Source organism: Actinoplanes utahensis (genome assembly GCF_016862455.1).
Lineage (GTDB): Bacteria > Actinomycetota > Actinomycetes > Mycobacteriales > Micromonosporaceae > Actinoplanes > Actinoplanes utahensis.
The window spans coordinates 38,391-58,691 of record NZ_BOMZ01000084.1; the positions used below are offsets into that span (position 1 = coordinate 38,391).

The 20,301-nt window shown below is 70.9% G+C and carries 19 protein-coding genes and 1 pseudogene; 7 read left to right on the forward strand and 13 right to left on the reverse strand.

Going from position 1 to position 20,301, the window contains the following annotated elements; all coding sequences use genetic code 11:
* Positions 1-102: 102 nt before the first annotated feature.
* Positions 103-1,902 carry a flavin-containing monooxygenase gene (locus Aut01nite_RS29510; RefSeq protein ID WP_043524221.1) on the forward strand — a complete coding sequence of 600 codons (1,800 nt, stop codon included), beginning with the start codon at positions 103-105 and terminating at the stop codon, positions 1,900-1,902.
* Between the two features lie 60 nt (positions 1,903-1,962).
* Here the strand turns inward: Aut01nite_RS29510 and Aut01nite_RS29515 are convergent, their stop codons facing one another.
* Genes Aut01nite_RS29515 through Aut01nite_RS29525 form a run of 3 tightly spaced genes read right to left on the reverse strand, consistent with a single transcriptional unit; the run spans position 1,963 to position 4,554 of the window.
* On the reverse strand, positions 1,963-2,781 hold the full coding sequence (locus tag Aut01nite_RS29515; RefSeq protein WP_043524219.1) for a cytochrome c biogenesis CcdA family protein: 819 nt from the start codon (positions 2,779-2,781) through the stop codon (positions 1,963-1,965).
* 28 nt (positions 2,782-2,809) lie between these two features.
* Positions 2,810-3,889, reverse strand: coding sequence for a sensor histidine kinase (locus Aut01nite_RS29520; protein ID WP_043524217.1), 1,080 nt, complete (start codon positions 3,887-3,889; stop codon positions 2,810-2,812).
* Between the two features lie 11 nt (positions 3,890-3,900).
* Positions 3,901-4,554: a response regulator gene (locus tag Aut01nite_RS29525; RefSeq protein ID WP_043524216.1), complete on the reverse strand. Its 654-nt coding sequence runs from the start codon at positions 4,552-4,554 to the stop codon at positions 3,901-3,903.
* 149 nt (positions 4,555-4,703) lie between these two features.
* Between Aut01nite_RS29525 and Aut01nite_RS29530 the strand changes: the two genes are divergently transcribed.
* From Aut01nite_RS29530 to Aut01nite_RS29550, 5 genes are all read left to right on the forward strand, one after another.
* Positions 4,704-5,222, forward strand: coding sequence for an RNA polymerase sigma factor (locus tag Aut01nite_RS29530; protein WP_043524215.1), 519 nt, complete (start codon positions 4,704-4,706; stop codon positions 5,220-5,222).
* Positions 5,219-6,190 (forward strand): CU044_5270 family protein, encoded by a 972-nt coding sequence (locus Aut01nite_RS29535; protein WP_043524214.1) that lies wholly within the window; start codon positions 5,219-5,221, stop codon positions 6,188-6,190. Before Aut01nite_RS29530 ends, Aut01nite_RS29535 begins: the two co-directional genes overlap by 4 nt.
* A 107-nt stretch (positions 6,191-6,297) precedes the next feature.
* Entirely contained in the window at positions 6,298-6,975 is a 678-nt protein-coding gene (locus Aut01nite_RS29540; protein WP_043524213.1) for a response regulator transcription factor, read from the forward strand.
* The gene (locus tag Aut01nite_RS29545; protein ID WP_043524212.1) at positions 6,968-8,299 is read left to right on the forward strand and encodes a sensor histidine kinase; all 1,332 of its coding nucleotides are present in this window, start codon (positions 6,968-6,970) and stop codon (positions 8,297-8,299) included. Before Aut01nite_RS29540 ends, Aut01nite_RS29545 begins: the two co-directional genes overlap by 8 nt.
* Positions 8,300-8,412: 113 nt before the next feature.
* Positions 8,413-8,922 (forward strand): PepSY domain-containing protein, encoded by a 510-nt coding sequence (locus Aut01nite_RS29550; protein WP_052163520.1) that lies wholly within the window; start codon positions 8,413-8,415, stop codon positions 8,920-8,922.
* A 319-nt stretch (positions 8,923-9,241) separates the two neighbouring features.
* Here Aut01nite_RS29550 and Aut01nite_RS29555 read toward each other — a convergent pair.
* The 6 genes and pseudogenes from Aut01nite_RS29555 to Aut01nite_RS29580 form a co-directional block, all read right to left on the reverse strand.
* A pseudogene (locus tag Aut01nite_RS29555) lies at positions 9,242-9,421 on the reverse strand (response regulator transcription factor); the annotation flags it as partial.
* A gap of 143 nt (positions 9,422-9,564) precedes the next feature.
* Positions 9,565-9,801 carry a hypothetical protein gene (locus tag Aut01nite_RS29560; protein WP_043524211.1) on the reverse strand — a complete coding sequence of 79 codons (237 nt, stop codon included), beginning with the start codon at positions 9,799-9,801 and terminating at the stop codon, positions 9,565-9,567.
* 169 nt (positions 9,802-9,970) lie between these two features.
* Complete coding sequence (locus tag Aut01nite_RS29565; RefSeq protein ID WP_152628617.1) at positions 9,971-10,573, reverse strand: hypothetical protein; 603 nt, start codon at positions 10,571-10,573, stop codon at positions 9,971-9,973.
* Positions 10,574-10,617: 44 nt separating this feature from the next.
* Positions 10,618-11,289: a winged helix-turn-helix transcriptional regulator gene (locus Aut01nite_RS29570; protein ID WP_043524210.1), complete on the reverse strand. Its 672-nt coding sequence runs from the start codon at positions 11,287-11,289 to the stop codon at positions 10,618-10,620.
* Positions 11,290-11,298: 9 nt separating this feature from the next.
* The gene (locus Aut01nite_RS29575) at positions 11,299-11,994 is read right to left on the reverse strand and encodes an alpha/beta fold hydrolase (RefSeq protein WP_043524209.1); all 696 of its coding nucleotides are present in this window, start codon (positions 11,992-11,994) and stop codon (positions 11,299-11,301) included.
* On the reverse strand, positions 11,991-12,947 hold the full coding sequence (locus tag Aut01nite_RS29580) for an LLM class flavin-dependent oxidoreductase (protein WP_043524207.1): 957 nt from the start codon (positions 12,945-12,947) through the stop codon (positions 11,991-11,993). The genes Aut01nite_RS29575 and Aut01nite_RS29580 overlap by 4 nt, the downstream gene beginning before the upstream one ends.
* 94 nt (positions 12,948-13,041) lie before the next feature.
* Between Aut01nite_RS29580 and Aut01nite_RS29585 the strand changes: the two genes are divergently transcribed.
* Positions 13,042-13,470, forward strand: a complete 429-nt coding sequence (locus Aut01nite_RS29585) for an organic hydroperoxide resistance protein (protein ID WP_043524206.1) — start codon at positions 13,042-13,044, stop codon at positions 13,468-13,470.
* Between the two features lie 225 nt (positions 13,471-13,695).
* On the opposite strand, the gene narI is transcribed toward Aut01nite_RS29585, so the two are convergent.
* From narI to Aut01nite_RS29605, 4 genes are read right to left on the reverse strand one after another with little or no spacing between them, the layout of a single operon-like run.
* Positions 13,696-14,418, reverse strand: a complete 723-nt coding sequence (narI, locus tag Aut01nite_RS29590) for a respiratory nitrate reductase subunit gamma (RefSeq protein WP_043524205.1) — start codon at positions 14,416-14,418, stop codon at positions 13,696-13,698.
* The gene (narJ, locus tag Aut01nite_RS29595) at positions 14,415-15,002 is read right to left on the reverse strand and encodes a nitrate reductase molybdenum cofactor assembly chaperone (RefSeq protein WP_043524204.1); all 588 of its coding nucleotides are present in this window, start codon (positions 15,000-15,002) and stop codon (positions 14,415-14,417) included. Before narJ ends, narI begins: the two co-directional genes overlap by 4 nt.
* A complete protein-coding gene (narH, locus tag Aut01nite_RS29600; protein ID WP_043524203.1) occupies positions 14,999-16,654 on the reverse strand; it encodes a nitrate reductase subunit beta in 1,656 nt (551 codons plus the stop codon). The genes narJ and narH overlap by 4 nt, the downstream gene beginning before the upstream one ends.
* Entirely contained in the window at positions 16,654-20,259 is a 3,606-nt protein-coding gene (locus Aut01nite_RS29605) for a nitrate reductase subunit alpha (RefSeq protein ID WP_043524202.1), read from the reverse strand. Before Aut01nite_RS29605 ends, narH begins: the two co-directional genes overlap by 1 nt.
* Between the last annotated feature and the right edge of the window lie 42 nt (positions 20,260-20,301).

Consider the following 20,301-nt stretch of genomic DNA (forward strand, 5'->3'; position numbering starts at 1 on the left):
GCCACATCGGACCCCCGGGCTCTCCACAAGTTCAAGCAGTTGCTTTAAATTGGGCGCTTGATCGGATCTGCGCACCGGACGAACCACGCGGAAGGGCCCAGCATGTCCCCCACCATCCCCAGCTCGCCCCATCGCTTCAGCGCCGAGGAACTGGAGGCCCTGCGCGCCCGCTACCGGGCCGAACGTGACCGTCGCATCCGGCCGGACGGGGCCACTCAATACCGGCGTGCGGCCGGCGAGTTCGGTTACTACGCGAAGGACCCCTACACGCCCTTCCAGGAACGGGAGCCGGTGCGGGACCGGGTCGAGGCGACGGTGATCGGCGGCGGCTTCGGTGGCCTGCTGACCGGCGCCAAGCTGCGCGAGGCCGGTGTCCGTGACCTGCGGATGATCGACGAGGGCGGCGACTTCGGTGGCACGTGGTACTGGAACCGGTACCCGGGCATCCACTGTGACATCGAGGCGACCGTCTACATGCCGCTGCTGGAGGAGGTCGGTTACGTCCCGAAGTGGCGGTACGCGCCGGGCGAGGAGATCCGGCAGCACTGCATCGCGATCGCGAAGCGCTTCGAGCTCTACGACGACACCATGTTCCACACCCGGGTGGTCGAGCTGACCTGGGACGACGACGCCGCCGAGTGGACCGTGAAGACCGACCGCGGCGACGAGTTCACCTCCCGGTACGTGGTGATCTCGTCGGGCACGCTGACCCAGCCGAAGCTGCCCGGCATCCCCGGCATCGAGGACTTCCGGGGGCACACGTTCCACACCAGCCGGTGGGACTACGGGTACACCGGCGGTGACCAGTCCGGCAATCTGACCGGTCTGGCCGGCAAGCGGGTCGCCGTGGTCGGCACCGGCGCCACCGGTATCCAGGTGATCCCGCACCTGGCCGAGGCAGCCGAGCACCTGTACGTCTTCCAGCGCACCCCGTCGACCGTCGACTACCGCGGCAACCGGCCCACCGACCAGTCGGTGATCGACAGCGTCAAGCCGGGCTGGCAGCGGGAGCGGATGGAGAACTTCCTGAACCTCGTCACCGGCGGGCACGTCGACGTGGACCTGATCGACGACGGCTGGACGGCCACCGCCCGCCTGCAGCGGCAGATGCTCACCGGCACGCTCGACCCGACGATCTCCGCGGAGGAGCGCGAGTACCTCGACGAGATCGCCGACTTCCGCAAGATGGACCAGATCCGGGCCCGGGTGGACTCCATCGTCGAGGACCGGGAGACGGCCGAGAAGCTGAAGCCGTGGTACCGCTACATGTGCAAGCGCCCCACGTTCAGCGACTTCTACCTGCAGACCTTCAACCGGCCGAACGTCACGCTCGTCGACACCGCGGACCACGGCGGCATCACCCGGATGACCCCGACCGGGATCGTCGTCGGTGACGAGGAGTTCGAGGTCGACGTGGTGATCTTCGCGACCGGGTTCGAGGTCGGCATCTCCGGTGTCGTCTCCGGCACCCTGCCGGTCACCGGGCGGGGCGGCATGCCGCTGCTGGGCCACTGGCGCAACGGGCCGCGGACGCTGCACGGCTTCTACAGCCACGGCTTCCCGAACCTGTTCCACCTGGGGGCGCTGCAGAACGCGGCCGCCGTCAACTTCGTGCACGTGCTGCAGGAGCAGGCGATCCACATCGGAGCGCTGGTCGCCGAGGCGAACACTCGCGGCGCGAAGCGGATCGAGCCGTCGGCCGAGGCGGAGGAGGCGTGGGCGGCCACGATCTTCCAGACCGCCCCGAAGAACTTCGACTTCCAGGCGGAATGTACGCCCGGCTACTACAACGGCGAGGGCAACCCGCGCCCGGTGAACTTCTCGTTCGGCCCGGGCCCGGTCGTCTTCCACGAGCTGCTGCGCAACTGGCGCGCCGACAGCATCGACGAGGTCCTGTCCTAAAGAAGAGACGAGCTGCTGTCCTCAGAGAAGGCGCGGGAGCGGCGGCCACGGACACCGGACCTACCGGGGACGCCGGGCCGCCGTGACCGCCGCCGAGGCGATCCCGACCAGGGCGAAGGCGAGGGCGATCCCACCGGCTCCGATGGTGTCGAGCCAGGTGGTGACGGCGCCCTGGGCGTCCAGCATGGCGGTGACGACCGGATCGTGACGGGCGGTCCGGTCGGTGAGCAGCCGCAGTTCGTACCAGCCGTAGTAGGTGACGTAGAGACCCGCGAGCAGCAGGAAACCGCCGCTGACGCGGGAGATCCAGGGCAGCGCGGCGCGGGTGCGGCGCACGGCCGCCTCGCGCGCCAGGGCCACCAGCATGGCCAGGAGACCGACGATCAACCCCATGCCCACGCCGTACGCCCCGAAGGCGGCGATTCCGGTCGAGATCTCCCCGGCGCCCGTGACGAGCCCGGTCACGGCCAGGAACGGCGCGATCGTGCAGGACAGGGAGGCGACGGCGTAGGAGGCGCCGTACCCGTACAACCCGAGTAGTGTTTGCGACGGCGACCCGCCGGCGAGCCTCGGAAGCCGCACCTCCAGCTCCCGCCCGGCCAGCAACCACCCGCCGAGCAGCACCAGCACGATCCCCATCACCACCGCCGCCCACGGCAGATGCCGCTGGATCGGGACGGTGGTCACGCTGAACAGCACGCCGATCAGCCCGAAGACCGTGACGAAGCCGGCGGTCATGGCGGCGGACAGGCGCAGCGCCCGCGGCACGCCGCCGGGGCCGGCCACCAGCAGCGCCAGGAACGAGGGCAGCAGCGCGAAACCGCACGGGTTGAACGCCGCGAGCAGTCCGGCGGCCAGGGCGAAAGTGATCGTCTCCATCGTCGGGGGAAACGTGCCGGACCGGCCGTCAGTTCACCGGCAGCGCCATCCGAACCTGGAAACCGCCGTCGGCGGTCGGGCCGGACTCCAGCGTGCCGTTCAGCAGATCGGCGCGTTCCTGCAGGCCGACGAGGCCCTGACGGGCGCCGGGCAGCGGCAGTGCGGGCCGGGTCGGCGGGGTGTTGGTGACGGTGACGCCGGCGGTGAGGCCGTTGCGCCAGAGCTCGACGGTGGCGGCGGCGCCGGGCGCGTGTTTGCGGACGTTGGTGAGCGCTTCCTGGACCGTACGGTAGAGCGCTCGTTGCACGGGTGTGCCGACCGTGAGGTCGGGGTCCCCCGTCAGCACCGCCTCGATGCCGCTGCCGGTGACCAGGGCCTTCAGGTCGGCGAGGGTGGGCTGCGGGGCGAGCTGGGTGGTGTCGTCGCCGGCGCCGCGCAGCAGGGCGACCATGGTGCGCAGCTCGTCGAGGGTGCCGACGCTCAGCGACCGGATGGTGCGGGCCGCCTCCCGGGACGGCTCGTCGGGGGCGGCCACCTGGAGCGCGCCGGCCTGGACGGCGATCAGGCTGACCTGGTGCGAGACCACGTCGTGCATCTCCCGGGCGAGCTGGGCCCGTTCCTGGGCGAGGATGGCCTGGGCGTGCAGGACCCGTTCGTGCTCCTTGACCTCTTCGATCTCCTCGATCCGCCGGGACAGGTCGCGGCGGGTCAGCACGAGCTGGCCGAGCAGCACCGGCACGGCGGCGGTGGCGACGCCGTAGGCGAGGTAGACCAGGGTGTCCGAGTCGATCACCGGGTCGTCCTGGAACGGCGACGGCGAGGCCTGTGCCAGGGCGAACAGGGTGGCGCAGGCGGCGAGGAACCGGCGGTCCCGGGATCGCACGGCGAGGGTGTAGAGGGCGACGAACGGCGCGACCAGGGCGGCTTCCAGGAGCGCGCACGGCAGGGTGAGGGCGAACGCGGTCCGGGGCATGCGGCGGCGCAGCAGCAGGGCGGCGCAGCCGATCACGCCGGAGGCGATGCTGACCGGCGCATCGCTCCACAGGTCGATCCAGATGTCGAGGACGGCCAGCCCGATCAGTCCGGCGTCGATGAGCCGCCGCCGCATCGGACCCGGTCTCATCGCACCCCGTCCAGCAGCCCGGCGCGCTGGGCCAGCAGCGCCGCCTGGATCCGGCCGGTCACCCGCAGTTTGGCCAGCAGCGCGCTGACGTGTGCGCGGACCGTGCCGGTGCCCAGGTGCAGGCGTACCCCGATGTCGGCGTTGGACAGCCCTTCGGCGAGCAGGAGCAGCACCTCCCGTTCCGGGCCGGTCAGGCTCTCGAACCGGCAGGGGGTGTCGCCGGGCAGGTTGCGCAGCAGGGTCCGGGACGCTTTCGAGGAGATCGCCAGGCCACCGGCCGACAGGGTGCGCACGAGCTGGGCGAGGTCCTCCGGGTCGGTGTCCTTGAGCAGGAATCCGGCGGCGCCGGCGTCGAGGGCGCTGAGCACGTACTCGTCGGCGTCGAAGGTGGTGAGCATGGCCACCACCGGCGGTGCGGGCAGGGTCCGGATCAGGCGCAGCACGGTCAGGCCGTCGACGTCCGGCATCCGGATGTCGAGCAGCACCACGTGCGGCCGGTGCTCGCGGACCGCGTCGAACGCGCCCGCGCCGCCGGTGGCCGCGACGACCTCGACGTCCGGGGCGGCGTTCAGGATCAGGCTGAAACCGGACCGGACCAGCGCCTCGTCGTCGACCACGACCACCCGGATCACGTCTTCCACCGCCCTCATGCTCGCAACCTGCACCGGCCCAGAACCCTAGAGGCCGCGGCCGGGCGGCTGACTCCGCCTACCGGTGGAGTGTCGTCGCCGACAGGACCAGCCGAGGATCAGGTGTGAAGTCCACCGGCGTGCCGGACACAGACACGGTGTGAGGACACATGGACACTGTTGAGGACCGCTTCACGCGGCTGTACCGGCATCATTATCCGGCTGTCGAGAGATATGTGCGGCGCCGCATCGAGGACGCCGACGTGCGCGACGTCGTGGCCGACGTCTTCCTGGTGGCGTGGCGGCGGATCGGCGACGTGCCGCCGGATCCCCTTCCCTGGCTGTACGGAACGGCCCGCCACGTGCTGGCCAACGAGCGGCGCGGCGCGCAACGCCGCACGTCGCTGGCCGCCCGGGTGGCCGGGCACACCGACGGCGAGTCGGCCGACCATGCCGACACGGTCGCCGGCCGGCTCAGTGTGGCGGCCGCGTTCGACCGGCTCCCGGACGCCGACGCCGAGGCGTTGCGCCTGGTCAGCTGGGAGGGGCTGTCGCTGCGGCAGGCGGCGCGGGCGCTGGACTGCTCGGTCCCGGCGTTCGCCATGCGGCTGCACCGGGCCCGGGCCCGCCTGCGCCGGGAACTCGCCCCGGCCCTGTCCGCCACCACCCTGGAAGGAGAACTCGCGTGAACGTCAGCCGAATCCTGGAATCCCTCGACCCCGCGGCGGGACCACCGCTCGCCGGAGAACCCGATCAGGAAGCCGGTCTGCGGCGGATCATGGCCACCGCGCGGTCCCTGCCGGCGAAGAACCGCCGGCGCCGCCCGGTCGTGGCAGCCGCGGCGGTTCTGGCCGTTCTGCTGGCCTATTTCCTCGTGCCGCGGCCACAGCCCGCCTTCGCGGTCACCCCCGCGCTGCTGACGTACTCGGGCGGCGGCGGTGACGCCGCGGCGCAGCTCACCGCGATCGCCGACCGGGCCGCCACCGCCCCGGCCCCGGGCAGCGGCGACCACGAGCACCTGGCCATCCAGTCCTGGTACCTGTGGACGCGGGTCGACGACGATCTGGTGAACAGCGTCGTCGTGCCGGGTCACACCGAGTCGTGGCGTGGCCCGGACGACTCCGGCCGGCGTACCAGCGGCCACGACGTCCCGGACGAGGGCCGGGTGGCGTGGCTGCTGGAGGGCATGCCCGGGTTGTTCGACCTCGACGACACCGAGAGGTACGGGCCCGGTCAGTTCCCGGGGATGTGGCGGGAGAAGCCGCCGGTGGACGGCATCACCGCATGGCTGCAACAGGGACATCCGGTGGAGAACGGGCCGGCCGAGACCATCGTCGCCGTCACCGACCTGGCCCGGGAGCGGGTGCTCACCCCCGCCGTGCAGGCCGCGGTGCTGCGAACCGTCGCCGCGCTGCCCGGCCTCACCTACGACGGCGTCGTCACCGACCGGCTGGGCCGTCAAGGCCAGGCGTTCTCCCTGCTCTCCGACATGGGTGGGCTGCCGAGCCGGTACACGCTGATCGTCGATCCGGCCACCGGGCGGTTCCTCGGTCACGAACAGATGCTGACCGAGACCGCCGGCAAGCTGAACGTCCGGATCCCCGCGGTGATCGGTTACGAGGCGTACCGGACCGCGGAGTTCAGTTCCGTCCCGTGAGCTGCGCTCTTCTCCACCGAGCCGGCCGTGTCCGGGCCACGTGATCGCGGCGGCCGGGCACGGCGGGTTTCAGCGGGCGTTCAGCCGCGTTCGGCGAGGATTGCCGGATGCGTGTACTGGTCGTCGAGGATGAGAAACGGCTCGCCTGGGCGCTGCGGGCCGGCCTGGAAGCCGAGGGGTTCGCCGTCGACGTGGCCGCCGACGGTACCGACGGGCTGTGGATGGCCCGGGAGAACGACTACGACGTGATCGTTCTCGACCTGATGCTGCCCGGCGTCAACGGCTACCAGGTGTGTGCGACGCTGCGCGCCGAGCGCGACTGGACGCCGATCGTCATGCTCACCGCCAAGGACGGCGAATGGGATCAGGTGGAGGGCCTGGACACCGGCGCCGACGACTACCTGACCAAGCCGTTCTCGTTCCCGGTGCTGGTGGCGCGGCTGCGGGCGGTGGCCCGGCGCGGCGCCCGGGAACGGCCGGTGCAGCTGTCCGCCGGTGACCTTCGCATCGACCCGGCGGCCCGGCGGGTGTGGCGCGGCGACACCGAGATCGAGCTGACCGCCCGGGAGTTCTCGCTGCTGGGCTTCCTGGCCCGCAACACCGGCGACGTGGTCTCGAAACGGCAGATCCTCGAGGCGGTGTGGGACGTCGACTTCGACGGCGACCCGAACATCGTCGAGGTCTACGTCAGGCACCTCCGCAACAAGATCGACCGCCCGTTCGGCCGGGAGGCTATCCAGACGCTGCGCGGGGCGGGTTACCGGCTGGAGGGCAACGGTGGTTGAACGGGCGTCGGTGCGGTGGCGGACCACGATCGCCGCCCTGATCGTGATGACGATCGCGCTGACCGGCGGCGCGATCGCGCTGGTCCTGCTGACCCGGTCCACGATGCGCGCCGGGATCGAGGCCGCCGCGGAGGCTCAGGCGGAGAGCATCGCGCAGCAGCTCGGCTCCGTCCCCGGCGGGGGACCGGTGTTCATCCCCGGCGGCGGTGACGATCTGATCTGGCAGATCTCCGGGGACGACGGCGAGGTCAGCTCGTCCGACCCGGATCTGCGCGCCGCGCCCCTGCGGGACACGGCGCGGACCCGGCTGCCCGGCTCCGACGACCCGTACGTCGTCGTCACCGAGAAGGCCGGGCGCCACACCGTCGCGGTGGCCGCCTCCCTGGAGGAGGTCGACGACGCCACCGAAGCCCTGATCACCCCGCTGCTGACCGGCGTTCCGGTGGTCCTGATCCTGATCGGCGGCATCGTCTGGCTGGTGGTGACCCGCGCCCTCGCCCCGGTCGAGCGGATCCGCCGCGAGGTCGAGGAGATCACCGGCGAACGGCTGGACCGGCGTGTTCCCGAGCCGCCGTCCCGCGACGAGATCCACCGCCTCGCCCACACCATGAACCGGATGCTCGCCCGTCTCCAGGACTCCCGCGACCGGCAGCAGCGGTTCGTCGCCGACGCCTCGCACGAGCTGCGGTCGCCGCTGGCCGGCATCCGGCAGGCCGCCGAGGTCGCCCGCTCGCATCCCGGCGCCCTGCCCGAAGGGGAACTGGCCGAGGCGGTGCTGGAGGAGTCCGGCCGGATGGAACGCCTGGTCGGCCAGCTGCTGCTGCTCACCCGTACCGGCGGCGCCGAGACCCACCCCGCGCACGACGTGGACCTCGACGATCTGGCGCTGGCGGAGGCGAAACGGCTGCGCCGGGCCGGGCTCACCGTCGACACCACAGGCGTCGGCCCGGGCCGGGTCCGCGGCGACCGGACAGCGCTGGCCCAGGTGGTCCGCAACCTCGCCGACAACGCGGCCCGGCACGCCCGCCACACGATGGCGATCGCCGTCCGCCCGTCCGGCGGCGCGGTCGAGCTGACGGTCGACGACGACGGCGATGGTGTCCCCGAGGACCAGCGGGAACGCGTCTTCGAACGGTTCGTGCGCCTGGACGAGGCGCGGGCCCGCGATGCGGGCGGCAGCGGCCTCGGCCTGGCCATCGTGAAGGAGATCGTCGTGGCGCACGGTGGGGCGGTCTCGGTCGCGGTCTCCCCGTGGGGAGGGGCGAGATTCCTGGTACGGCTACCCGAACCGCCTCCCGCGGAGCCCGTTCCACCGCGGCCCTGAACTCGCATCGGGTTCCTGAAAACCCGTTCAGCCGCGTTCAGGTGAGCTTCAGGATCATCGGCGCATGCTGTGGGCGTACCCGATGTTCCCGATTGTGAAAGAGGCAGCAGCCGATGAACACCGCCAAGCTCCGCAGCAAGCGCGTCATCATCGCCGGGGTCGCCGTCGCGGCCGCGCTGGGCGCCGGCGGCACCGTGTGGGCGACCGCGGCCAGCGCCGGCGAGGTCTCCGGCGCCGACCGGGACCGGGCCGTGAACGCCGCCACCCAGGCCGTGCCCGGCACCGTCGTCGAGGTGGAGCAGAGCGACGACCAGGGCGAGGCGTACGAGGTGGAGATCCGCAAGGCCGACGGTGCCGAGGTGACCGTGGTCCTCGACAAGGATCTGAAGGTCGTGGCGCAGGAGGCCGACGACGACGCGGCCGGGCCCGCGCTCACCGCCGAGCAGCGTACCTCCGCCGAGACCGCGGCCCGCGACGCCGTCGGCGGCGGCACCGTCCTGGACGTGGAGGCGTCCGGTGACGGTTACGAGGCCGAGGTCCGCGACGCCGCCGGCAAGGAGTGGGACGTCGACCTGGACGCCGGTTTCAAGGTCGTCACCAAGACCGCCGACGACGAGGACTGACCGGCCGGCGCCACGCCGGGATCACCGCCCCGCGGTGATCCCGGCGTGCCATTCTCCGGTGGAACGACATTGCAGTCCTTGATTCGATTGTCCGTTCTTTCACAGACGCGTCACGATGGAGTACGCGACTGCATCGGGGGAACGCACGTGAACACGAAACGACTGCAAGCCGGCCGAGACGTCCACTGGCCGGTGAACGAGAAGAGATACGTGAGCCGTCTCCGTGCGGCGGATCTTCCGGCCAACGAGTCCTGGCCTGCGCATCTGCCCCCGGAGAAAGGGTGGCCGCCCCGATTCGGCCGGCCGCGGAATTGAGTTCTCACCCGCCCAGGTGCCGCAGCACGGCGAGCACCCGTTTGATGTAACCGCCGTCGTTGGTGAGGCCGAGCTTTTCGAAGATCGCATTGACGTGCTTCTCCACCGCGCTCTGCGAGATGAACAGTTCCTGGCCGATCCTGCCGTTCGTCTGCCCCTGCGCCATCCGGTCCAGCACCTCACGCTCGCGGCGGGTCGGCGTGCCGAGCGGGTCGGCGTGCGCGGGTCATGTCTTCGACGCTAGGCACCGGCGCCGGTCAGACCCATGGGGTACGGCCCAGCATCGACTGTGGTCGACCACAGCTCCCGCAGCGGGTCACTCGGCCGTCAGGAGTGCCGACAGCGGGTCGCCGCGCTCGCCAGATCGACCGCGACGACCCCCGCGTTGGCGGCGCCGACGGCTCGGACCAGCCCGAAGTCGCTCTCCTGCCAGCCCTGCATCTGCTGCTCGAAGGCCAGTCCGGCGAACATGCGCTCGGCCGCCCGCCAGGCCTCCGCCACGATCAGCGCGCCACCGCCGGCCAGCATCACCGCCGCCGCGACGACGATCCGCGGCCTGCCCACAACCGGTCTCCGGTTCCCGTTCCCCGTTCATGAGCGGGAAATTACCGGCCGTTTGTGCGCGAACGGTGATGACGATGAGCCGGTTCGATGGAGTTCCGGCACCCCCGGCTGGTCGTCACGGCTGCCTCAGCGGCCCGGAGACAGCCGTGACGACCAGCCGGACGGGATCTCAGCCGGGTGGGCGGGACGCCTCGGCGATCAGGTGCAGCACCCACAGCGAGGCGCCGGCCCGGGACCAGCCGCTCCAGTCGTCGGCCGCACGGGTGTCCCGGCGGACCTGCCCGAACCGGCGGCGCAGGTCGCTCGCCCGCTCCCACCGGGTGTCGCCGTCCAGGACCGCGGACGCGAGGGCCAGGACGTCCGGGTCGGCGTCCCGTCCCCGGACCGGGCGGCCTGCCGCGGTCCGCCGCAGCACGTAGCCGAGGGCGAACCGGGCGGCCGCGCTCCGGTCGCCGTACCAGACGTCGCCGCGCGGAAGGCCGTCGCGGGGGTGCGGGATGCGGTGGCCACGGCGTTTGGCTTCGGTACGCCGTACCGCGTACGCCCGCATCTCGGCCAGCCACAACCGGCGGCTGGCGTCGAGCGCGCCGACGGCCCGCAGCAGCGCCGCCTCCTCGTGGTGGAACCGGCCGGCGACCTGCCCGAGATAGCCGAACGTGGCCTGGAAACCGATCGGCGCGTACTGCCCCACGCACTGGGCGAGAGCGTTGATCCGGCGCCCGTAGGGCAACGACGGATCCCGCACCTTGCGCACATCGGTTCCGAAACTCACGCGGCGACCTTAGCGTCCGGGCCCGTCCGCGGCGTGCTCGAGTGTCAACCGTTGCGGTTCTGCGGTGACGGCAGGCGGAAGAGGGTGCCCAGTCTGCGCAGGGCTTCGCGGTCGCCGGTCGCGGAGGCGGTGCCGTCCTCGAACGCGTGGGTGAGGGTGAGCTCGTGGCCGGTGATGCGGAGGAACGCGTCCTTGCTGATCGTGATGGTGGCGTCCGGGTGCTGGGCGGGTCCGTGCGATGTCTCGATCGTCCCGTCGTCGACGCGCGCATGGAAGGGTTCGTCGCCGATGCGGAACTCGTACACCGCGCGGAGCCCGGCGGCGGCCTCCGCGTCGAAGCAGGCCTGCAGGCCGAGGACCGCCCAGCCGGGGTGGAACGTCTCGGTCTCGCGCCGTTCCCCCATCGCCCATTTCAGGCCCCACCGGGCGAGCGACAGGACTGCTGGGCCGAGTTCCTCGCCGGCCTCGGTGAGCGCGTACGCCGGTGTGCGGGCCGGCGGCGGAAGCGTGACCCGGCGTGCGAGCCCCTCGTGTTCCAGGTGTTTGAGGCGGGCGGCGAGCAGTCCGGTGCCGAGACCACGCAGGCTCGCCTGGAGGTCACCGAACCGTTTGGGGCCGGTCAGCAGCTCACGGATCAGCAGCAGGGTCCAGCGCTCGCCGATGAGATCGAGGGTGCGCGCGGTCGCGCAGTACTGGTTGTACGTTCGCTGCTCCACTTCATTATTTTAGACTTCGCACTTCTCGCTCTTGAACGGATGCGCCCGCAGGAGGATCCGCGCGAGGGATTGCGGGTCGGTGAGCATCACGTCGTGCGGTCCGTCCAGCGCGATCGTCCGGTACCCCAGGGCTGCACCGAACCGGTCGAAGGGATGGGTCTGCGGTCTGCAGTAGACGGCCGTTCCGGCGATCCGGTCGACGGCCCCGGTCAAGCGAGTGGGCTCGGTGAACGTGCGAAGCGGCTGCGCGACCATGCGCTCGGCCAGCAGGGCTGCGGTGTCCGGATCGTGGATGCCGAACGCCGCCGGTGGTGGGGCCGGTACCCGGTGGCCGCTGCCGAGAGTCTCGGCGGCCGTGCGGACCGCGGCGACGAAGGGCTCGGAGGCCAGGCTGAACAGGCTCGAACCGTCGGGGCCCGCCCATCCGTCCACGAGGACGATGTGGCCGGCGAGGCCGGGTCGCGCATCGGCCGCCTCTCGGACGACCAGGCCCGCGTAACTGTGACCGACGAGCACGATGTCGTCCTCCGCGACGCTGTCGAGGGCGGCGACGACCGTCCGGGTGTGGTCGTGGAGCCCCTGGTCGCCGGGAGCACTGAGATCGGGGGTGAGGGTGCGGGCGCCGGCGGCGTGCAGCAGCGTCACGGTACGGTCCCAGGCCCAGGGGCCGTGCCAGGCGCCGTGGACGAGTACGAAGGTCGTCATCGGGATCTCTCCTTGCGAAGCAGGGGCAGGACTCGGGCGGCGAACTCCTCCAGGTCCGACTCGTGGTCGTCGGTCGCGAGGCGGATCACCAGGTGCCGGGCGCCGGCTCCGACGTATCCGTGCAACCAGTCGGCGGCTTCATCAGCGGTACCGGCGAACATGGCCTGGATCGACGCGACGAGGGGCAGCGGAGCGTTGTAATAGCTTTCGATGCTGTCGCGCAGGCGCTGACGCGCCCGCTGCGGGTCGTCGTCGAGGCAGAGCGTCGCGTAGAGGGCCGGCGTGACCGCCCGGCCGGGCGTCGCCGTCCCACCCTCTCGGATGACGTCGTACTCCTGCGCGTACCGGGTCGCCGTGGGCGGATAGGGCAGCCAGCCGTCGGCGAGACGGGCCACCCGCCCCAGTGCCGGTCCGCCGCTGCCGGCCAGCCAGATCGGCGGTCCTCCGGGCCGGGACGGCCGGGGCACGAGGCGCACGTCGTCGAAGGCGAAGTGCCTGCCGTGGTGGGACACCGCGTCGCCCGACCAGAGCCGCCGCATGGCGTGGATCGATTCCTCCATGCGACTGCCGCGGCCGGTGAAGGCGATGCCGATCGCTGCGAACTGGGCCCGGGTCTCCGCGCTCGGGAACCCGCCACCCATGCCGACGATCAACCGTCCGTCCGACAGCCGGTCCAGGGTCGCCAGTTGATGCGCCAACAGGATCGGATGGCGGAGGGCCGGCAGCATCACCGCCGTTCCGAGCGTCACCCGTTCGGTGGCCTGGGCCACGGCGGCCAGCAGCAGCAGCGAGTCCGCGCGCGGCCGGGAGACAGGACTGTCGCCTGCCCACACCGAGTCGAACCCGGACGCCTCCGCCCGTCGCGCCTGGCCGACCAGCCGACTGGACTCGTGCTCTCCCCCAACGGCCTGGTCGCGTGACGGCAACAAGTAACCGATCTCCAGCTTGGTCATCGCTTCTCCCGTCGTCGTCGCCGAGCCTAGCCGTTGACTTCCTGTTTTTGAAGTGCCAGATTCATAAACAGGTAACGACGGACAGGAGTGCGGAATGACTACACCGCTGTACACGGCCCAGGCGCACGTCACCGGCGGCAGGATCGGGCGTGGGCGCACCTCGGACGGAAAGCTGGAGCTGACCTTGCGGCAGCCCAAGGAGCTGGGCGGCGACGGTGCGGGCGTCAATCCCGAGCAGCTCTTCGCGGTCGGCTACGCCGCATGCTTCGGCACGACGCTCGCCCTGGTCGGCCAGCGCGACGATCTCCAGGCGGATGACGCCGAAATCGACTCGTCCGTCTCACTGATCCCCGACGCCGGCGGCCACATCCGGCTCCGGGTCGAGCTGGACATCGCACTGCCGTCCGTCACCGATGAGCAGGCGGTGGGGCTGGCCCGAGCGGCCGACCAGGTGTGCCCGTACTCCCATGCCACCCGCGGCAACATCGAGGTGGCGCTGACGGTCAACGGCACACGGCTATGAGACCGGACCCGCTCCCCTTTCCCAGGGGAGCGGGCCGGCGCACCGCGCTCAGCCCTGCAGGCGCCGCGCCCGGTAGACCTGGCCGTCGGGACCCATGTGGACCATGGCGAGGGCCTCCGGCCCCTACGGCTTGCGGCGGTGCCACCAGCTCCCGCCGAAGTGCCCACCACCGCCGGGCCGTGCGCGATGCGGAAGGCCGGGGCATGCGCGACATTCAAGCATGTGCTAGCGGGCTGGGCCCTCCCAGCCGGGGCGGTGCGGGCGCAGGCCGCCGCGCGGGTCGCGGTAGCGGTAGACGACGTATGGGCGGGTCAGGTAACCGACCGGGGCGCTGAAGGCGTGCACCAGGCGGGTGAAGGGCCAGAAGGCGAACAGGGCGAACGCCGCGATCACATGGATCTTGAAGCTGGCCGGGACGGCGGTCATCAGGGCGGCGTCGGGCTGCAGGACGAACAGCGAGCGCAGCCACGGGGAAACGGTCTCGCGATAGTCGTAGCCGGAGCCGGCGATGTTGGCGCGAACGGTCGCCCACAGACCGAGAATGATCACGGCGGCGAGGACCACGTACATCGCCTTGTCGTTCTTGGTCGTGGCGGCGAAGACAGGGCCGGTGAGGCGGCGGCGGGCGATGAGCAGGGCCATGCCGATCAGGGTGCACAGGCCGGCGACGGTGCCGACGAACACGGCCGTCAGGTGATAGGCGTGTTCGGTGAGCCCGACGGCCTCGGTCCACGTCTTCGGGATGAGCAGGCCGACGATGTGGCCGATCAGCACCATCAGCACCCCGAAGTGGAACATCGGGCTGCCCCAGCGCAGGATCGTCGTCTCGTAGAGCTGCGACGACCGGGTGGTCCAGCCGAACTTGTCGTAGCGGTAGCGCCAGACGGTTCCGCCGATCAGGACCACCAGCGTGAGGTACGGGTAGATCACCCACAGAAACGTGTTCATCGGGAGCTCCCGAACGGTTGCAGGCCCACCTGTTCGGCGGGTGGGCCGGTGCGGGCCAGGGTGGCGACGGCGGACAGGTCGTCGGCGGTCGGGGCGGGCAGCATGGCGCGGACGGCCTCGACGGCGTGCCGATAGATCGACCGGTTGAGGGATTCGGCAAGCATGTCGAGGCCGATGCGGTGCGACACGAGCAGCCGCCAGCCCGCCTCGGACACGGCGGCCAGGTCGAGCACGGCCGGCAGGTGGTCCGGGATCTCACCGTCGACGACCTCGTACCCGGCGGCCTTGAACTCGGCGGCGAACCCGGCGAGGGCCTCGCCGCGGCGGCGGGTGTCACCGCAGGTGTAGTAGGTGAGGTGCATGGCGGACCGGCGCCGGAAGTCGAAGGTGTCCACGTAGTCGGCGCGGAGCGTACCGGCGGGGGTGGCGGAACGGTGGGCGGCGACCGGCCGCAACTCGCCGGCGACCGCGACCGGCAGCTCGCCCAGGGCGTCGATGATCAACGGCACCGCGGCGAGCATCGCGTCGTCGGGATATCGCAGCAGCAGGGAGGCCGCGCGGGCAGCGACGGGACGCCAGCTCATGTGTCGCTCCGGGGCGGGAAGAGGCCCTCCGGGCGGCCCTTGCCGTCCCAGTTGAGCAGGTTGACGCGGCGCGGTTCGTCGCCGGGGTCGGTGAACTCGTCGGCGGTCTGCCGTTCCCGCAGCATGTGGAAGGTCTCCACCTGGACCGGGACGGGAGTGCCGGACGCCTCGCCGAACGGCCCGGTCTGGTACATGCCGGGACCGCCCTCGTACTCCAGGGAGCACTCGGCGCCGACGGCTTCCAGGCGGTGGGCGTCCTCGGCGTGGGCGGCCGGGATCACATAGCGGTCCTCGTACTTGGCGATGGCGAGGAGCCGGTACATGGCGTTGATCTCGTCGGCGGTCATGCCCACGGCGGCCGGGATCGCGTCGTCGGGCTTCTCCCCTAGGTTGATCCGGCGCTGGTAGGAGCGCATCGCGGCGAGGCGGTTCAGAACCGACCGTACCGGCGCGGTGTCGCCTGCGGTGAAGAGACCGGCCAGGTAGTCGAGCGGGATGCGGAGCGCGTCGACGGCCCCGAAGAGGTTGCCGAGCTCCTCGCCGTCGTGGCCGGTGTCGCGGAGCACGTCGACGACCGGGGACAACGGCGGGATGTACCAGACCATCGGCATGGTCCGGTACTCCGGATGCAGCGGGAGCGCCACCTCGTACTTCATGATCAGATCCCAGACCGGGGACCGCCTCGCGGCGTCGATCCAGTCCTCGGGGATGCCCGCCTTCCGAGCCTCCGCGGCGACCGCCGGGTCGTGCGGGTCCAGGAACACCTCGCGCTGGGCCTGGTAGAGGTCCTTCGGGTCGTCGACGGAGGCATAGAGGGAGACCGCGTCGGCGTCGTAGAGCATCAGGCCGATGTAGCGCAGCCGGCCGACGCACGTCTCCGAGCAGATGGTCGGCTGACCGATCTCGATCCTGGGGAAACAGAAGGTGCACTTCTCGGCCTTGCCGGTGCGGTGGTTGAAATACACCTTCTTGTACGGGCACCCGGTCACGCACATCCGCCAGCCCCGGCACCGGTCCTGGTCGACGAGCACGATCCCGTCCTCGGCCCGCTTGTAGATCGCCCCGGACGGGCAGGAGGCGGCGCAAGCCGGGTTGAGGCAGTGTTCGCAGATGCGTGGCAGGAAGAACAGGAACGCCTTCTCGTACTCCTGCCGCACCTGGTCGGACACCTGTTGCAGGATCGGGTCGGCCTGCAGCACCTCGTTGCCGCCCCCGAGCGAGTCGTCCCAGTTCGCCGACCAGGTGACCTTGGTGTCCCGACCGGTGAGCAGGGACTTGGGGCGGGCCACCGGCAGGTCCTCACCTGCGGGGGCGGTGAGCAGGTGCTCGTAGTCGTACGTCCAGGGCTCGTAGTAGTCCTGCATGGACGGCATTTTGGGGTTGGCGAAGATGCTGAACATCTTCTTGATCCGGCCGCCGGAGCGGGGTTTCAGGCCCCCGGTCCGGGTCCGCACCCAGCCGCCCTGCCATTTCTCCTGGTCCTGGTAGGTGCGGGGATATCCGAGGCCGGGCCGGGACTCGACGTTGTTGAACCACACGTACTCGACGCCGGAGCGGTTGGTCCACGCCTGCTTGCAGGTGACGGAGCAGGTGTGGCAGCCGATGCACTTGTCCAGGTTCATGACCATCGCGGTCTGGGCCATCACACGCATCAGTACTCCACCTCCTGCGAACGGCGGCGGATCACGGTGACCTCGTCGCGCTGGTTGCCGGTCGGGCCGAGGTAGTTGAAGGCGAACGACAGCTGGGCGTACCCGCCGATGATGTGGGTGGGTTTGACCAGCAGCCGGGTCAGCGAGTTGTGGATGCCGCCGCGCCTGCCGTTGATCTCGGCTTTCGGCACGTCGATGACGCGTTCCTGGGCGTGGTACATGTAGGCCGTGCCCTCGGGCATCTTGTGGCTGACGACCGCCCGGCAGACGACCACGCCGTTGCGGTTGACCGCCTCGATCCACTCGTTGTCCCGCACCTTGATCTTGGCGGCGTCGGCCTCGCTCATCCACATGGTCGGCCCGCCCCGGGACAGCGTCAGCATGATCAGGTTGTCCTGGTACTCGGAGTGGATCGACCATTTCGAGTGCGGGGTGAGATAGCGCAGGGTGATCTCCAGCTCGCCCTTGGGACCGAGCCGTGGTTCCCCGAACAGCTTGTGCATGTCCAGCGGCGGCCGGAAGATCGGCAGCGCCTCCCCGGCCTCGTGCATCCAGTCGTGGTCGACGAAGAAGTGCTGACGGCCGGTGAGCGTGTGCCACGGTTTGAGCCGTTCGACGTTGATGGTGAACGGCGAGTAGCGGCGGCCGCCGGTCTCGCTGCCGGACCACTCCGGGCTGGTGATCACCGGGACCGGCCGGGACTGGCAGTCGGCGAAGGTGATCTGCTTGCCCTCGTGCTCGGCGGACAGGTCGGCGAGCTTCACCCCGGTGCGTTTCTCCACGTCGTGGAACCCCTCGGTGGCGACCCGGCCGTTGGTGGTGCCGGACAGCGCGAGGATCGCCTCGCACGCGTGCACGTCCCTGGCCAGCGAAGGCCGGTCGCCGAGGACCACGCCGTTCTTGCGCCGCAGGTACTCGATCTCCGGCGTGACGTCGACGTGGACGCCCTTGCCGGTGGTGCCGAGCCGGTCGATCAGCGGGCCGAGCGCGGCCAGCCGGTCGGCGACCGCGCCGTAGTCGCGTTCCACCACCACGATCTTCGGCATGGTCTTCCCGGGCACCGGGACCTCGCCGGTGGCCTTCCAGTCGCGGACCCGGCCGTGCGGGGTGGCCATCGCGTCCGGCGTGTCGTGCAGCAGCGGCGCCGCCACCAGGTCCTTACGGACCCCCAGATGGGTCTTCGCCATCGCGGAGAAGCTGCGGGCCAGACCGTGGAAGATGTCGAAGTCGGTACGGGTCTGCCACGGCGGGCTGATCGCCGGGGTGAACGCGTGGATGAACGGGTGCATGTCCGTGGTGTTCAGATCATGCTTCTCGTACCAGGTGGCGGCCGGCAGCACCACGTCGGACAGCAGCGTCGTGGAGGTCATCCGGAAGTCCAGGCTGACCATCATGTCGAGCTTGCCCTCCGGGGCCTCCGGGTTCCACCGCACGTCCTTCGGCCGGTGTTCCGGACCGGCCTCGGTGGCACGCAGGTTCGAGCGGGTGCCCAGCAGGTGCCGCAGGAAGTACTCGTTGCCCTTGGCGGAGGACCCGAGGATGTTGGCCCGCCAAGCGGTGAACACCCGCGGCCAGTTCCGCGGGTCGTCCGGGTCGGTGCAGGCGAACCCGAGTCGGCCGTCGTGCAGGGCCCGGGCGATGTACGAGCCGGGGTCGTCGCCCGCCTCCTCGGCCAGGTCCAGGGGGTTGCGGTCGAAGGTGGGCATCGACGGCATCCAGCCGAGCCGCGCCGACTGGGCGAGCAGGTCCATGGTGTGTTTGCCGGCGAACGCGCCGTTGCCGGTCGGCGCGGCGATCGCCTCGGCGGAGTAGGTGTCGTAACGCCACTGGTCGGTGTGCGTGTACCAGTAGGCCGTGCCGATCATCTGCCGGGGCGGACGCACCCAGTCGAGGGCGAACGCCAGCTGCTGCCATCCGGTGACCGGCCGGCACTTCTCCTGGCCGACGTAGTGCGCCCAGCCGCCGCCGTTCACCCCCTGGCAGCCCGTCAACGTGACGAGCGCCAGGATCCCCCGGTACGTGGCGTCGCCGTGGAACCACTGGTTGACGCCCGCGCCGAGCAGGATCATCGACCGGCCGCCGGAGCGTTCGGCGTTGTCGGCGAACTCGCGGGCCACCCGCGCCACCTGCGGGGCCGGGACGTTCGTGATCGGCTCCTGCCACGCCGGGGTGTAGGGGGTGGCCGCGTCGTCGTACCCGGACGGCCACTGCCCGGGAAGATCCGGCCGGGACACCCCGTACTGCGCGAGCAGCAGGTCGAAGACGGTGGTCACCAACCGGCCGCCGACGGTCCGGGTCGGCACGCCCCGGCGCAGCACACCCGGTGGGTCGGTGTCGAACCGCGGCAACTCGACCTCCACCGGATCGCCCGCACCCAGACAGGTCAGGGCCGGTTCGATGTCGCCCAGGTCGAGATTCCACTCGCCCGGCTCGCCGTAGCGGTGGCCGAGACTGCCCCGGGGCGCGACCGGAGCGTCGCTCGCCGCGTCCCACAGCAGGGGCTTGAACGGGTCGTCGTCGCCGGTCAGGAACCTGCCGGGCCGATAGCCCCCGTCCGCGGCCGGTTCCAGCGTGATCAGGAACGGCAGGTCCGTATATCGGCGGACGTAGTCCACGAACCGTGGCGTACGCCGGTCGACGAAGAACTCCTTGAGGATGACGTGACCCATCGCCATCGCGAGGGCGCCGTCGGTGCCCGGCTGGGCGGGCATCCACTCGTCGGCGAACTTCACGTTGTCGGCGAAGTCCGGGCTGATCACGATGACCTTCTGCCCCCGATACCGGGCCTCGGCCATCCAGTGCGCGTCCGGGGTGCGCGTCACCGGCACGTTCGAGCCCCACATCATCAGGTACGAGGCGTCCCACCAGTCACCGGACTCCGGCACGTCGGTCTGGTCGCCGAACACCTGCGGCGACGCCACCGGCAGGTCCGCGTACCAGTCGTAGAACGAGAGCATGGTGCCGCCGATCAGGCTCATGAACCGGGCCCCGACCGCGTGCGACACCATCGACATCGCCGGGATCGGCGAGAAGCCGGCGATTCGGTCCGGGCCGTACCGCTTGATCGCGTGCACGTGCGCGGCCGCGACCATCTCCAGGGCCTCGTCCCAGGTCACCCGTACGAGACCACCCTGGCCACGAGCCTGCTGATAGGCCCGCCGCTTCAGCGGATCGTCCTGGATCTCGGCCCACGCGGTCACCGGGTCGCCGAGACGCTTGCGCGTCTCCCGGAACATCTCGACCAGAACCCCGCGCGCGTACGGGTACCGCACCCGTGTCGGCGAGTACGTGTACCAGGAGAACGCGGCGCCGCGCGGGCAGCCCCGAGGCTCGTACTCCGGCTTGTCCGGCCCGGCGCTCGGGTAGTCGACCTGCTGCTGCTCCCAGGTGATGATGCCGTCGCGGACGTACACCTTCCACGAGCACGACCCGGTGCAGTTGACGCCGTGGGTGGAGCGGACCACCTTGTCGTACGACCATCGGTCCCGGTAGAAAGCGTCCGCCTCCCGGCCGCCGATCTGATACAGCGACCTGCCGTCCGGCGACACGCTCGCCCGACGCACCAGACCCCCGACCTGTAACAACGCCTGCCCGGCATTCACCATCACAGATCCTTCCGGCTAACTGGCCCTCGCCTCACACTCGTA

Excerpts from the sequence above, each read along its gene's own strand:
- Aut01nite_RS29510 (WP_043524221.1), top strand. The coding sequence starts at position 103 with ATGTCCCCCACCATCCCCAGCTCGCCCCATCGCTTCAGCGCCGAGGAA.
- Aut01nite_RS29515 (WP_043524219.1), bottom strand. The coding sequence starts at position 2,781 with ATGGAGACGATCACTTTCGCCCTGGCCGCCGGACTGCTCGCGGCGTTC.
- Aut01nite_RS29520 (WP_043524217.1), bottom strand. The coding sequence starts at position 3,889 with ATGCGGCGGCGGCTCATCGACGCCGGACTGATCGGGCTGGCCGTCCTC.
- Aut01nite_RS29525 (WP_043524216.1), bottom strand. The coding sequence starts at position 4,554 with ATGAGGGCGGTGGAAGACGTGATCCGGGTGGTCGTGGTCGACGACGAG.
- Aut01nite_RS29530 (WP_043524215.1), top strand. The coding sequence starts at position 4,704 with ATGGACACTGTTGAGGACCGCTTCACGCGGCTGTACCGGCATCATTAT.
- Aut01nite_RS29540 (WP_043524213.1), top strand. The coding sequence starts at position 6,298 with ATGCGTGTACTGGTCGTCGAGGATGAGAAACGGCTCGCCTGGGCGCTG.
- Aut01nite_RS29550 (WP_052163520.1), top strand. The coding sequence starts at position 8,413 with ATGAACACCGCCAAGCTCCGCAGCAAGCGCGTCATCATCGCCGGGGTC.
- Aut01nite_RS29575 (WP_043524209.1), bottom strand. The coding sequence starts at position 11,994 with ATGACGACCTTCGTACTCGTCCACGGCGCCTGGCACGGCCCCTGGGCC.
- Aut01nite_RS29580 (WP_043524207.1), bottom strand. The coding sequence starts at position 12,947 with ATGACCAAGCTGGAGATCGGTTACTTGTTGCCGTCACGCGACCAGGCC.
- Aut01nite_RS29585 (WP_043524206.1), top strand. The coding sequence starts at position 13,042 with ATGACTACACCGCTGTACACGGCCCAGGCGCACGTCACCGGCGGCAGG.
- narI (WP_043524205.1), bottom strand. The coding sequence starts at position 14,418 with ATGAACACGTTTCTGTGGGTGATCTACCCGTACCTCACGCTGGTGGTC.
- narJ (WP_043524204.1), bottom strand. The coding sequence starts at position 15,002 with ATGAGCTGGCGTCCCGTCGCTGCCCGCGCGGCCTCCCTGCTGCTGCGA.
- narH (WP_043524203.1), bottom strand. The coding sequence starts at position 16,654 with ATGCGTGTGATGGCCCAGACCGCGATGGTCATGAACCTGGACAAGTGC.
- Aut01nite_RS29605 (WP_043524202.1), bottom strand. The coding sequence starts at position 20,259 with ATGGTGAATGCCGGGCAGGCGTTGTTACAGGTCGGGGGTCTGGTGCGT.